At 71.1% G+C, this 13,291-nt stretch carries 9 protein-coding genes; 3 read left to right on the forward strand and 6 right to left on the reverse strand.

Annotated features, from left to right (window positions below):
* Positions 1-34 precede the first annotated feature (34 nt).
* Positions 35-472: a MarR family winged helix-turn-helix transcriptional regulator gene (locus tag ACTWPP_RS23125; protein WP_443106421.1), complete on the forward strand. Its 438-nt coding sequence runs from the start codon at positions 35-37 to the stop codon at positions 470-472.
* A 144-nt stretch (positions 473-616) separates the two neighbouring features.
* Here the strand turns inward: ACTWPP_RS23125 and ACTWPP_RS23130 are convergent, their stop codons facing one another.
* The gene (locus tag ACTWPP_RS23130; protein ID WP_443106422.1) at positions 617-1,600 is read right to left on the reverse strand and encodes an NAD-dependent epimerase/dehydratase family protein; all 984 of its coding nucleotides are present in this window, start codon (positions 1,598-1,600) and stop codon (positions 617-619) included.
* Between the two features lie 105 nt (positions 1,601-1,705).
* Here ACTWPP_RS23130 and ACTWPP_RS23135 point away from each other — a divergent pair, with 105 nt between their 5' ends.
* Complete coding sequence (locus ACTWPP_RS23135; RefSeq protein ID WP_443106423.1) at positions 1,706-2,416, forward strand: hypothetical protein; 711 nt, start codon at positions 1,706-1,708, stop codon at positions 2,414-2,416.
* Between the two features lie 51 nt (positions 2,417-2,467).
* Here the strand turns inward: ACTWPP_RS23135 and clpB are convergent, their stop codons facing one another.
* From clpB to dnaK, 5 genes are all read right to left on the reverse strand, one after another.
* Positions 2,468-5,065: an ATP-dependent chaperone ClpB gene (gene clpB, locus ACTWPP_RS23140; protein WP_443106424.1), complete on the reverse strand. Its 2,598-nt coding sequence runs from the start codon at positions 5,063-5,065 to the stop codon at positions 2,468-2,470.
* 66 nt (positions 5,066-5,131) lie between these two features.
* Positions 5,132-5,578: a heat shock protein transcriptional repressor HspR gene (locus tag ACTWPP_RS23145; protein ID WP_443106425.1), complete on the reverse strand. Its 447-nt coding sequence runs from the start codon at positions 5,576-5,578 to the stop codon at positions 5,132-5,134.
* Positions 5,579-5,583: 5 nt separating this feature from the next.
* Positions 5,584-6,762, reverse strand: coding sequence for a molecular chaperone DnaJ (dnaJ, locus tag ACTWPP_RS23150; RefSeq protein ID WP_443106426.1), 1,179 nt, complete (start codon positions 6,760-6,762; stop codon positions 5,584-5,586).
* Positions 6,763-6,902: 140 nt separating this feature from the next.
* Positions 6,903-7,559: a nucleotide exchange factor GrpE gene (gene grpE, locus ACTWPP_RS23155; protein ID WP_443106694.1), complete on the reverse strand. Its 657-nt coding sequence runs from the start codon at positions 7,557-7,559 to the stop codon at positions 6,903-6,905.
* On the reverse strand, positions 7,553-9,424 hold the full coding sequence (gene dnaK / locus ACTWPP_RS23160; protein WP_443106427.1) for a molecular chaperone DnaK: 1,872 nt from the start codon (positions 9,422-9,424) through the stop codon (positions 7,553-7,555). Before dnaK ends, grpE begins: the two co-directional genes overlap by 7 nt.
* Before the next feature lie 374 nt (positions 9,425-9,798).
* Between dnaK and ACTWPP_RS23165 the strand changes: the two genes are divergently transcribed.
* The gene (locus tag ACTWPP_RS23165; RefSeq protein ID WP_443106428.1) at positions 9,799-13,185 is read left to right on the forward strand and encodes a S8 family peptidase; all 3,387 of its coding nucleotides are present in this window, start codon (positions 9,799-9,801) and stop codon (positions 13,183-13,185) included.
* Positions 13,186-13,291: the final 106 nt, after the last annotated feature.

Raw genomic sequence — 13,291 nt, forward strand, 5'->3', positions numbered from 1 at the left:
TACTTCCTACGAGACGGTAATCTTAGGTCTTGCGATGACTACGACAAGCGTTCCGCAGGACGAGATGGACCTGCCGCGAGTGCTCGCGCGGGTCGAGCGCGGCATCGCCGCCCGGCTCGGCGCGGCGCTGAAGACCGCCGGCTCGACCGTGGAGGAGTGGCGCGTCGTCTCCCTGCTGGCCGACCGTGCCGGGCATCCGATGACCGAGATCGCCGACTACGCCCTGATGCCCGCGCCGACCCTCACCAAGGTGGTGGACCGCCTGGTGTCGGCGGGGCTGGTGTACCGGCGGGTGGACGACGCCGACCGCCGCAGGGTGCTGGTGTTCCTGTCCGAACACGGCCACGAGGAGCTGACCCGGCTGACCGCCGTCGTCGAGGCCGAGTGGGGCCGCGTCCGGGACGCCGTGGGCCGGGAGGAACTGGCGCTGCTGCGCGTCCTCCTGACCCGGATCTCCGCCCACCTGCCCTGACCCGGCCCGGCCCGGACGGCCGCGCCGGGCACCTCCCGCCTGACCCCGGACGACGCGCCTGCTCACCGGCGCGGGGTTCGTCGCCCGCGTGAAGCGAGGCGAGTTCGGGCGCTGACCGCGACGGCGCCGCTCGCGTTCGCCGGATCAGCCGCGCAGGACCTCGGCCTCCTTGTCGGACGCCAGCCCGACCACGGGACGGTCGGGACGCTGAGGTGCCTGCCCGCCTATGGACCGGAGCCAATCCCAGGTGTCGGCGGCCGTCTCTTCGACGGGCCTGCAACGCAGCCCTGTGGCCAGTGCCCGGTCGACGTTGGCGCGGTGCATGGTGTCGTATGCGTCACCAGGTGGAAGCCAGATCGGCAGATCCGTCCACGGCTGGATGCCCGCTTCGAGGATGGTTTCAGGGGCCTTCCAAACGAGCTCGGCATCCGAACCGGTCGTCTGGATGCACGCTTCGAGCAACTCGCGCATCGTCGTGTGGCCGGGTGGGCTGACGAGGTTGAACGGCCCGCCGATCCCTTTCTCGATGGCTTCCAGGGTCCACTTGGCGAGGTCCCTGGCGTCGATGTACTGCAGCCCCGCGTCGTGTGGGCCGGGCGCCAGCACCTCACCGCCTTGGGCGATCCGCGTCAGCCACCATGGCAGGCGCCCGATGTTCTCGTAGGGGCCGATGATGAGCCCGGCCCGCACCAGCAGTGCCCTGTCGCCGAACACGTCGGCCGCCGCCAGTTCTCCACCGCGCTTGGCCGCCGCGTAGTCGACCTCGCCGTCGTCGGGGGAGCCGTCCACCACGGCGGCGGTTTCATCGAGCCCGGCCGCTGTGGGGAAGCGGTAGACCGAACGGCTCGAGACGTAGGCGTACCGTGCGACCCGCCCGTCCAGCAGCCGCGCGGCGTCGCGTACGGCGGACGGTGCGCCCGACCAGGTGTCGACGACCGCGTCCCACTCCCCGCCGGTGAGGGCCTTGAGACCGTCCTCGGCGGTGCGGTCGCCGTGCAATGACTCGACTCCCTGAGGCGGCTCGTGGCGCCCCCTGTGGAAGACGGTCACGTCCCATCCGCGTGCGAGAGCGTCTTCGGTGACGGCTCGTCCGACGAATTCCGTCCCGCCCAGCATCAGAAGCTTCATGGAACGACTCTGCCCTCTGTACGTTCTGTACGGAACAGTTGCACGCTCACAGCAGAACCGGACATCCGCCGACGGGCGCCCGGTCACCGGAGTAGCTTCACGAACGTGACCGATTCCTTCGACCTCGTCCGGGATCTCCCGTCCGCGCTGCGTGACCGAACGGCCGCCTGGACTTACATCCGGGGGTTCGCCGCGACCTGGCGCTCCCCGCTGACCCCCCAGGACGGGACGCCCGAAGCCGAGCTCACGGCGGTCGAAGAAGATCTGGGCGTCCTCCTGCCCGCCGCTCTCCGCGAGGCGTACACGCTGTTCGGCCGCCGCACCGACCTGCACAGCAACATGCACGCACTGCTGAGCCCGGACCGGTTCTACGTGGACGACCGCAAGGAAGCCCTGGTCTTCCGCGAAGAGAACCAGGGCGTCGCGTCATGGGGGATCCTTCTCACCGACCTGGACGACGACGACCCGCCCGTCCGCATGCGCACCGACCTGGGGGACAAGGAGGCGGAGCGCTGGGAGGGCTGGCTGAGCGGATTCTCCGTGTCCTGCATCGAAATCGTCCTCTCCGAGGCGCTCCAGGCGGACGAGCCCGTATGCGACCACGGCGACTTCGAGGACGACGGCGAACTGGCCCGCCGCTTCACCCGCCTGCCCTTCCCCGCTTACCCCGAAGGCGGCGGCGGACAGGCCTTCTACGCGGGCCCGGGGCTGCTCCTGTGCGACGGTGGAGGCGGCTGGCTCTCCGTCCGCGCCCGCGACGAGGAGACCCTCGACCGCTTCCGCGACGACGTCCCCGCCGACTGGCTCAACGCCTGACACGCGTATGCCCGCCGCCCCGTCGGACGGGGCGGCGGGCACACGGGCGTCCTACTTCGTGAGGGTCAGGCCGCGGGAGGGTTCGACGGTCAGGCGGTCGGCGGCCTCGTCGAGGTCGACGACCACCTCGTCGCCGTCGCGGACCTCACCGGCCAGCAGCTCGCGGGCGAGCTGGTCGCCGATCGCCGTCTGGACGAGGCGGCGCAGCGGACGCGCCCCGTACAGCGGGTCGTAACCCGTCATCGCCAGCCACTCGCGGGCCGCGTCGGTCACCTTCAGAGTGAGCTGCCGTTCCGCGAGACGCTCGGCCAGCTTGTCGACCTGCAGGTCCACGATCCGGGTCAGCTCGACGGTGGACAGCGCGTCGAACAGGATCACGTCGTCGAGGCGGTTGAGGAACTCCGGCTTGAACGAGTTCCGGACGGCGTTCCAGACCGCCTCGCGCTTCGCGCCGTTCTCCAGCGTCGGGTCGACGAGGAACTGCGAACCGATGTTGGACGTCAGGATCAGGATCGCGTTGCGGAAGTCGACCGTGCGGCCCTGCCCGTCGGTGAGCCGGCCGTCGTCGAGGACCTGGAGGAGGATGTCGAACACCTCCGGGTGCGCCTTCTCCACCTCGTCCAGCAGCACCGCCGAGTACGGGCGGCGCCGGACGGCCTCGGTGAGCTGCCCGCCCTCCTCGTAGCCGACGTAGCCGGGCGGGGCGCCGACGAGCCGCGCCACGCTGTGCTTCTCGGAGTACTCGCTCATGTCGATGCGGGTCATCGCCCGCTCGTCGTCGAACAGGAACTCCGCGAGCGCCTTCGCCAGCTCCGTCTTGCCGACGCCGGTCGGGCCGAGGAACAGGAACGAGCCGGTCGGGCGGTCCGGGTCGGAGATGCCCGCGCGGGCGCGGCGGACCGCGTCCGACACCGTGCGGACGGCGGCCGCCTGGCCGATCAGCCGCTTGCCGAGCTCGTCCTCCATGCGCAGCAGCTTCTCCGTCTCGCCTTCGAGGAGACGCCCGGCGGGGATGCCCGTCCACGACGCGACCACGTCGGCGACGTCGTCCGGGCCGACCTCCTCCTTGACCATCGCGTCACGGTTCTCGGCGGCCTCCGACGCCTCCTCCAGCCGCTTCTCCAGCTCCGGGATCTCGCCGTAGGTGAGGCGCGCGGACGTCTCCAGGTCGCCGTCGCGCTGGGCGCGTTCCGCCTCGCCGCGCAGCTGGTCGATCCGCTCCTTGACCTCGCCGACACGGTTGAGGCCGGCCTTCTCCTTGTCCCAGCGTGCGACGAGGCCGGTCAGATGCTCCTGCTTGTCGGCCAGGTCGGCGCGGAGCCGGTCGAGGCGCTGCCGGGACGCCTCGTCGGTCTCCTTGGACAGGTTCATCTCCTCCATCTTCAGCCGGTCCACGGTGCGCTGCAGCTCGTCGATCTCGACGGGCCGGGAGTCGATCTCCATGCGCAGCCGGGACGCGGCCTCGTCGACGAGGTCGATCGCCTTGTCCGGCAGGTACCGGGACGTGATGTAGCGGTCCGACAGCGCCGCCGCCGACACCAGCGCCGAGTCGTTGATCTGCACCTTGTGGTGCGCCTCGTAGCGGCCCTTCAGCCCGCGCAGGATCGCGATCGTGTCCTCCACGGTCGGCTCGCCGACGAAGACCTGCTGGAACCGGCGCTCCAGCGCCGCGTCCTTCTCGATCCGCTCCCGGTACTCGTCCAGCGTCGTCGCGCCGATCATCCGCAGCTCGCCGCGGGCCAGCATCGGCTTCAGCATGTTGCCGGCGTCCATCGCGCCCTCGGCGGCGCCCGCCCCGACGACGGTGTGCAGCTCGTCGATGAACGTGACGATCTGCCCGTCGCTCTCCTTGATCTCGTGCAGGACGGCCTTCAGCCGCTCCTCGAACTCGCCGCGGTACTTCGCGCCCGCCACCATCGCGCTGAGGTCCAGCGAGACGAGCTTCTTGCCGCGCAGCGACTCGGGAACGTCGCCCGCGACGATCCGCTGCGCCAGGCCCTCCACGACCGCGGTCTTGCCGACGCCGGGCTCACCGATCAGCACCGGGTTGTTCTTCGTCCGCCGCGACAGCACCTGCACGACCCGGCGGATCTCCGAGTCGCGCCCGATCACCGGGTCGAGCCGGCCGTCGCGGGCCGCCGCCGTCAGATCGACGCCGTACTTCTCCAGCGACTGGTAGGTGCCCTCCGGGTTCTCCGTGGTGACGCGGGCGTGGCCGCGCACCTTCTCGAACGCGTCCAGCAGCGCCTGCGGCGTCGCGCCGAACTCCTTCAGCAGGCCCGCCGCGGGGCCCCCGTCCGCCGCCAGCCCGACCAGGAGATGCTCGGTGGAGACGTAGTCGTCCTCCAGTTGCTGCGCCCGGTTCGCCGCCGTGTTGATCGACCGCTGGAGCTGCCCCGAAAGGCGCGGCGTCGCCACCGTCGAGCCCTGCGCCTTCGGCTTCGCCGCGAGCTGCTCCTCGGCGCGCCGCCTGATCGCCTGCCAGTCCGCGCCGACGGCCTCCAGCAGCGGCACCGCCGTGCCGTCCGCCAGGGCGATCAGCGCCACCAGCAGATGCTGCGGCTCCACCTCGGGGTGCCCCTCGGCCGCGGCCCGCCGGACCGCGACCGACACCGCCTCCTGACTCTTCTGCGTCAGCTTGTAGTCCATGTCCCCAAAGTCCCCACGTCTCATTCTGGGGGGCGACCCCCAGGCCCCCGTCAACTACCCAATGTCCTAGTCCCGGTCGCGCTCGTGCCAGACCACGACACTCGTGTGCCTGATCGGCACCAGGTCGGAGCCGGGAGTGCCGCCCTGTTCGCCGTGCCGCCGCTGCTGCGCCAGCCGCGCCGCGACGGAACGGGTCGATTCGAGTTCGTTGGCGAGCTCCTCCAGCGCCGCGTGCGCCTTCCCGAGCTCCTCGCGGAGCCGCACGTTGTCGCGCTGCAGCTCCAGGATGTGCTTGATGCCGGACAGGTTGATGCCCTCCTCCTGGGAGAGCCGCTGGATCTCACGGAGCATCACGATGTCGCGCATCGAGTAGCGCCGGCCCCGTCCCGCCGTCCGGCCGGGGCACACCAGGCCCATCCGGTCGTAGGTCCGCAGCGTCTGCGGATGCAGCCCGGACAGCTGCGCCGCCACCGAGATCACATAGACCGGTGTGTCATCGCCGAACGGATCCACCCAACTCACTCCTGTCGTGCCTGCTGGAGGAGGTCGGCGCGCAGGTCGTCGCCGGTGCCCGCCGCGCGGAGCCGGACGAGGGCCTCGCGCGCCTGGTCGTCGAGCTTCTGCGGGACCTGGACGTCGACGGTGACGAGCATGTCGCCCTTGGTGCCGTCGCGCCGGGGGGCGCCGCGGCCCTTGACGCGGAACGTGCGGCCGTTCGGTGTGCCCTCCGGCAGGCGCAGCGTGACGGGCTGCCCCTGGAACGTCGGCACCCTGATCTCCGCGCCCAGCGCGGCCTCGGGGAACGTGACCGGGACGGTCAGCGTGAGGTTGTCGCCGGTGCGGTCGAACACGCGGTGCGGCTGCACCTTGATGTTGACGTACAGGTCGCCGTGCGGGCCGCCGTTCTCGCCCGGTGCGCCCTTGCCCTTGAGGCGGATCTTCTGGCCGTCGGCGACGCCCGCCGGGATGCGGGCCTGGATGGTGCGGGTGCCGGTGGCGCGGCCGCTGCCGTGGCAGATCGGGCACGGGTCGTCGACGACGAGGCCGCGGCCGTGGCAGTCCTTGCACGGCTCCTGGAAGCCGAAGTTGCCGAGGTTGCGGGTCTCGTGCCCGGTGCCCTCGCAGTTCGGGCACACCCGCGGCACGGTGCCGGCCTTGGCGCCGGTCCCGCGGCAGCCGTTGCAGGGGGCCTCGCTGGTCAGCTTGATCGGGACGGTCACGCCGTTCATCGCGCGCCCGAACGACAGCGTCACGTCCGTCTCGACGTCCGCGCCGCGCCTCGCGCGCCGCGTCGTGCCCGTCGTGCGGGTGCCGCCGCCGCGGCCGAACAGGCCGCCGAACAGGTCGCCGATGCGTTCACCGGCGCCGCCCGTCTGCGTCCCGCCGCCGGCGCCCCCGGGCTGGCCGAACAGGTCGCCGAGGTCGAAGGGGAAGCCTCCGCCCTGCTGGCCGCGGAAACCGCCCGGCATCGACCGCACCGCGTCGTACTCCTTGCGGCGCTTGTCGTCCGACAGGACGTCGTAGGCCTCGGAGACCTCCTTGAAACGGTCCTCGGCGTCGGTGTCGCCCTTGTTGGCGTCCGGGTGGTACTTGCGGGCCAGCTTCCGGTAGGACTTCTTGATCTCCTCCTGGGAGGCCGTCTTGGCGACACCGAGGACCTTGTAGTAGTCCTTCTCCAGGTAGTCCTTGGTGCTCACGGCGCCCCGCCTTCTGCTATCGCCACTTGCCACATGTCTTCACGTGCCCCGGCCGTCCCGTCCCGGCCGTCGTGGCCGGGACGGGACACCGGGTCCTTCCGGGGGACGAACCCCCAGATCCCTCGGCGCCGGGCCGGGGATCACTCGCCGTCGTCACCCGCCTCGTCGCTGGGCTCTCCGGCGGCGCCGTCGGGGTCGGGATCGGCCACCGCGACGCGCGCGGCCCGCAGGATCCGCTCGCCGATGCGGTAGCCCGGCTGGAGGACGTCCACGACGCTCGTCTCGGTCACGTCCGGTGAGAGCGAGTGCATGAGCGCCTCGTGCACGGTCGGGTCGAAAGGCTCGCCCTTCTCGCCGTACCGCACCAGGCCGAGCTTGCCGGTGACCGCCTCCAGGCTCTCCGCGACGGACTTGAAGCCGCCGGTGAGCTCGTCGTGGTCACGGGCACGCCCGATGTCGTCCAGTATCGGGAGCAGTTCGGCCAGGACCTGCCCGACGGCCTGCTCGCGGACCGCGACCCGGTCGCGCTCGACGCGCCTGCGGTAGTTGTCGTATTCGGCCTTGAGCCGCTGGAGGTCTGCGAGACGCTCCGCCAGCTGGGTCTTCAGCGAGGAGAGCTCCTCGCCGGTGACCTCGGCGCCCCCGTCGGCCGGGGCCTCCGGGGCGGACGGCGACGCCGCCTGCGCGCCGGACTCACCGGTCCCCCGGACCTTCCCCGTCTCGGGATCGATGCGCCGCTTGTCGCGGATCACCGGGCCCTCCTTCTCCTCGCCCTCTCCGGGAGAGGACGTCACGATGCATCACCCTTCGGCTTGTCCTCGTCGACGATCTCGGCGTCGACGACCTCGTCGTCCTGCTGCTGGTCGCCGCCCTGGGCGTCGGCCGTCGGGCCGGCGTCCTCGCCGCCCGGCTGCTGCGCGCCCTCCGGGTTCTGCGCGTACATGGCCGCGCCCATCTTCTGGCTGACCTGCGCCAGCTTCTCGGCGCTGCCCTTGATCGCGTCGACGTCGGTGCCCTCCAGGGCCTTCTTCACCTCGGCGACCGCGTCGCTCACCTCGGTCTTCAGCTCCTCGGGGACCTTCTCGTCGTTCTCCCGCAGGAACTTCTCGGTCGAGTACGCGAGGGTGTCGGCCTGGTTGCGGACCTCGGCCTCCTCGCGGCGCTTGCGGTCCTCCTCGGCGTAGTCCTCGGCGTCGCGCATCATCTTCTCGATGTCCTCCTTCGGCAGCGCGCTGCCTCCGGTGATGACCATCGACTGCTCGCGGCCGGTGCCCTGGTCCTTCGCGCTGACGTTCACGATGCCGTTGGCGTCGATGTCGAAGGTGACCTCGATCTGCGGGACGCCGCGCGGCGCCGGCGGCAGACCGGTGAGCTGGAAGGTGCCGAGCTTCTTGTTGTACGCGGCGATCTCGCGCTCGCCCTGGTAGACCTGGATCTCCACTGACGGCTGGTTGTCGTCGGCGGTGGTGAACGTCTCCGACCGCTTGGTCGGGATCGTGGTGTTCCGCTCGATGATCTTGGTGAAGATGCCGCCCTTGGTCTCGATGCCGAGGCTCAGCGGGGTCACGTCCAGCAGCAGGACGTCCTTGACCTCGCCCTTGAGCACGCCGGCCTGGAGGCTGGCGCCGATCGCGACGACCTCGTCGGGGTTGACGCCCTTGTTCGGCTCCTTGCCGCCGGTCAGCTCCTTGACCAGGTCAGACACCGCGGGCATCCGGGTCGAGCCGCCGACCATGACGACCTGGTCGATGCCGTCGACGGTGATGCCCGCGTCCTTCAGCACCGACTGGAACGGCGCCTTGGTCCGGTCGAGCAGGTCGGAGGTCATCCGCTGGAACTCGGCCCGGGTGAGCTTCTCGTCCAGGTGCAGCGGGCCCTCGGCCGACGCGGTGATGTAGGGCAGGTTGATCTGCGTCTCGGACGAGCCGGACAGTTCGATCTTCGCCTTCTCCGCGGCCTCGCGCAGCCGCTGGAGGGCCATCTTGTCCTTGCCCAGGTCGACGCCGTTGGCGTTCTTGAACTTCTCGACCAGCCAGTCGACGATCTTGTTGTCCCAGTCGTCGCCGCCCAGGTGGTTGTCGCCGCTGGTGGCCTTGACCTCGACGACCCCGTCGCCGACCTCCAGCAGGGACACGTCGAACGTGCCGCCGCCCAGGTCGAAGACCAGGATGGTGGCCTCGTTCTCCTTCTCCAGGTGGTACGCCAGCGCGGCCGAGGTCGGCTCGTTGATGATGCGCAGGACGTTCAGGCCCGCGATCTGGCCGGCCTCCTTGGTGGCCTGCCGCTGGTGGTCGGAGAAGTAGGCGGGAACCGTGACGACCGCGTCGGTGACGGTCTCGCCCAGGTAGGACTCGGCGTCCCGCTTCAGCTTCTGCAGCACGAACGCGCTGATCTGCTGGGGGTTGAAGTCCTTGTCGTCGATCTTGGTGTTCCAGTCGGTGCCCATCTCGCGCTTGACCGAACGGATCGTCCGGTCCACGTTGGTCACCGCCTGGCGCTTGGCGACCTCTCCGACCAGGACCTCGCCGTTCTTGGCGAACGCGACGACGGACGGTGTGGTCCGCGACCCCTCCGCGTTCGCGATGACGGTGGGCTCGCCGCCCTCCAGAATCGCGACGACCGAGTTGGTCGTCCCGAGGTCGATGCCGACCGCACGTGCCATGTTCTCGTCCTCCGTCGTTTCCGGTGTTATCGCTCCCCGGTCGCCCCCGGGGTGCGGCCGGTTGGGTTGCTGTCCGCAAGGTTGCCCGGACGGTCTCACCTTGTCAAATGACTTGAGTCGTCCGGACTCAACTTTGCTGACGTTCTCTTAACAGGACGTCTGAGCGCCGTATTCCGGTTCCCGGAATCGGCCTCCCGCAACGAGAGATCGGCCTCACGGAGGAGAGCGGCCCCCGACCCGGTCGTCCTCAGGAAGGGTGCACGAACCGGAAGGGCCGGCACGCAATCGTGATCGTCGTGATCTTGTAATAACGAGGATCTTGGAAGGAAATGTGGATCAAGGGTTCGGGGGCGACGCAGGCAAAGGGAGGCTCGATGACGCGCAGACACAGGAGTCGCGTGCTGGCCGCGGCGATGCTGGCGGTGGCGGCGATGTTGGCGGTGCCGCAGACCGCGCACGCCGGTCCGCCGCCCCCGGACGAGACCGCCCCCGGGCGCACGTGGAAAGTGACGTTGCTGACCGGGGACGTGGTCACGGTGCGGAGGGTCGAGGGGCGGCCGCCGCTCGTCTCCGTCACCCCGGCGCCCGGGCGGAAGAGCCGCGGGTTCCGCAAGGAGATCCGGCCGGACGGGCATGTGATCGTGATCCCGCTGGACATGCGGCGGCTGGTCGGCGAGGTCATCGATCCCGGCTTGTTCGACGTCACGAACCTGGTCGCGCAGAAGTACGACGACGCGCACAGCGACCACCTGCCGCTGATCGTCCAGCGGAGCGAGGGCGCGAACGCGATCACCGCGCTCGGGGGGACGCCGTCCACCACCCGGGAGCTGGCGAGCATCGAGGCGGTCGCGGTGCGGCAGCCGAAGAAGAACGCCGGGCGGCTCGGCGCCGCACTCGCCGGCATGGCCGGGCCGTCCGCCAAGGCCACCGGCGGCGTCCGGCACATCTGGCTGGACCGCAGGGTCACGGCATCCCTTGCCACGGCGCCCAGCGCCCTGGCCCCGGACCGGACGGCCGCCGCGCCCGCGACCGGGAGGCTCGACCGGAACCTCCGGCGGATCGGCGCGCCGAAGGCGTGGCGGGCCGGGTTCACCGGGCGCGGCGCCAGGATCGCCGTCCTGGACACCGGTGTGGACGCCGGGCACCCCGACCTCGAAGGACGTGTCGTCGCGTCGAAGAACTTCTCGGACTCGGCCGGCACCGCCGACCGGCTGGGGCATGGCACACACGTCGCGGCGATCGCCGGCGGCACGGGCGCCGCGTCGCGCGGCGAGCGCAAGGGCGTCGCCTTCGGTGCCGAACTGCTGAACGGCAAGGTCCTGGGCGACGACGGTTTCGGCACCGATTCCAGCGTGATCGCCGGAATGGAGTGGGCCGCGCCGCGCGCCGACGTCGTCAACATGAGCCTCGGCGGCCCGCCGTCCGACGGCACCGACCCGCTGTCGCGGGCGTTGAACGAGCTGACCCGCGAGCACGGCACCCTGTTCGTCGTCGCCGCGGGCAACGCGGGCGAGATCGGGTCGGTCGGTTCACCGGGAACGGCGGATTCCGCGCTCACCGTCGGCGCGGTCGGCGCGGACGACCGGCTGGCCGGCTTCTCCAGCCGGGGCCCGCGCGGGCACGTCGCCAAGCCGGAGATCGTCGCGCCGGGCGTCGAGATCGTCGCCGCCCGCGCCGGGGGGACCGCCCTCGGCACCCCGATCGGGCCCCACTACACGAGGCTGTCGGGCACCTCGATGGCCACCCCGCACGTCGCGGGCGCCGCCGCGGCGCTCGCCGCGAAACACGCCGGGTGGCGACCCGACCGTCTCAAGGCCGCCCTCGTCGGCACCGCCGACCCCGTGACCGGCGGAGACGTCTACGAGCGCGGCGGCGGACGGGTCGACGTGGGCGAGGCCGCACGCGAACCCGTCGTCACCGCCCGGGGCGTCGTCGACCTCGGGGTGTCCACGTATCCCGAGCACGGCGAGTTGTCCACCAAGCTCGGCTGGACGTCCCGGGTTCGCCACCCCGTCCGCCTGACGCTGAGCGTCGAGGTCACCGACCGGGACGGGCGCACGACCGACGGAGTCGCGACCGTCCCGTCCCGGGTGACCGTCCCGGCGGGCGGCACCGCCGCGAGCCCGCTGACCGTCGACGCGTCCAGACTCGCCGACCGGCCCGGCCTGTACACGGCTGTGGTGACGGCGAAGGGCGGTGGCGCGACCCTCGAAACGCCCGTCACGTTCTACGTCGAACCCCCATCGCACACGCTCACGCTCAAAGCATCCCCGCTGCCCGGCACCGACCCCGCGAACTTCATCGCCTACGCCCAGGTCATGAACCTGAACGACATCGCGCTGTACTCGGAGTCGGTCGGCGTCTCGGACGGCACGGCCGAGCTTCGCGTGCCCGAGGGCCGCTACGCGGTGCTCGGCGGCGTGGACGACTTCGGCGACGTCTGGCGTTCCGCCCTCACCGGCGACCCCGAAGTGCTCGTCGAGCGCGACATGACCGTGACGCTCGACGGCGCGGCGGCCGTCCGGGTCGGGGCGAGCGTCGAGGGCACCCCGGCCGAGGCGACGATGAGCGCCGCGTCCGTCGTCCGCACGATGGAGCAGGGCATGTGGTCGCTCACCGCGTACTCCGCCAATCCCGCCATCGCGCCCGTGTACGTCCAGCCGATGGACGGCGCCGAGACCGGGAGATTCCGTGCGTACACCAGCCATCGGCTGACCGCGCCCGGCACCGTCTACGACGTGCTGCATCCGCTCGGCGACCACATCCCCGCCGATCCGGCGCACGTCGTCACCGCCGCCGAACAGAAACGGATGGCGCACGTCCACCAGCGGTTCGCGGCGTTCGACGGCGACACGAGCCAGGGAATCCTGGAGAAGCGCTACGGGACCTCGCCCGAGGGCCTGCTGATCTTCGAGGGGTCCACCGCGGAGCCGTCCGCCACGACCCGCACCGACCACGTGTCGACCGGTGAGGGCATGCTCTGGATGGACGAGGCGTTCCCCGCGGCCGTCGCCGGCGACTACTGGGTCGACCAGGGCACCTACCACGAACTGCGGCCCGGCCAGCGGGTCGAGCACACCTGGGGACGGCAGCCGCTGCGTCCCGGCCCGTACTCCGGTACCGGTGTCTCGTTCAGTTCCTGCGCCCCCGCCCCCACCGCCCGGACGAGCCGGAATCTGCACGTCGAACTCGTCGATTTCCAGACCCGGCCGGACGGCTTCGACTGCGAACTCCTCGATGTGCCCGGCACGCTCGCGCTGCATGCGGGCGGCCGGAAACTCGGCGAGACGCACGGTTCGTCGGGCGACTTCACGATCCCCGCCCGCCGGTCCCGGTTCCGGCTGACGTACGAGAACGACGCGTCCACCCTCCTGCCGGTGTCGGTCCGTACCTCGACGTCCTGGACGTTCGGTTCCCGCGCGCCGCGCGACCATGAGAGCGTCCGCGTCCCGCTACTGATCGTCGACTACGACCTCAACCTTGACCTGCGCAACCAGCCGACGGGCGAACCCGCCGTGCTGACCGTCGCACGCGTCGCCGGCACGGGTGAGGCCCGCAACGTCCGGCTCCGCTTCTGGACGTCCGTCGACGACGGCGGAACATGGGAGTCCGTCAGGGTGAAGTCGCTGGGCGACGGCAGGTTCAGCGCCCCGCTGCCGGCCCCGGTCAAGGGCCAGGCCGTGTCCCTGCGCGTCAGCGCCGAGGATGCTGGAGGCAACGGCATCGACCAGCGGATCATCCGCGCGTACCGGATCCGGTAGCGCCGCCCGAAGCGCCGAGGCCCTCCGCCTGCCGTCCAGGGCGGAGGGCCTTCGCGCGTGAAGGCGGAACGGGTCGTGAAAGAGGACCGCGGGTGCGGGTGATACG

It is taken from the genome of Actinomadura sp. 3N407 (assembly GCF_052245875.1).
Lineage (GTDB): Bacteria > Actinomycetota > Actinomycetes > Streptosporangiales > Streptosporangiaceae > Spirillospora.

What these genes read in the sequence shown, in the direction of transcription:
- ACTWPP_RS23125 (WP_443106421.1), top strand. Translation starts at nt 35, where the DNA reads ATGACTACGACAAGCGTTCCGCAGGACGAGATGGACCTGCCGCGAGTG.
- ACTWPP_RS23130 (WP_443106422.1), bottom strand. Translation starts at nt 1,600, where the DNA reads ATGAAGCTTCTGATGCTGGGCGGGACGGAATTCGTCGGACGAGCCGTC.
- clpB (WP_443106424.1), bottom strand. Translation starts at nt 5,065, where the DNA reads ATGGACTACAAGCTGACGCAGAAGAGTCAGGAGGCGGTGTCGGTCGCG.
- dnaK (WP_443106427.1), bottom strand. Translation starts at nt 9,424, where the DNA reads ATGGCACGTGCGGTCGGCATCGACCTCGGGACGACCAACTCGGTCGTC.
- ACTWPP_RS23165 (WP_443106428.1), top strand. Translation starts at nt 9,799, where the DNA reads ATGACGCGCAGACACAGGAGTCGCGTGCTGGCCGCGGCGATGCTGGCG.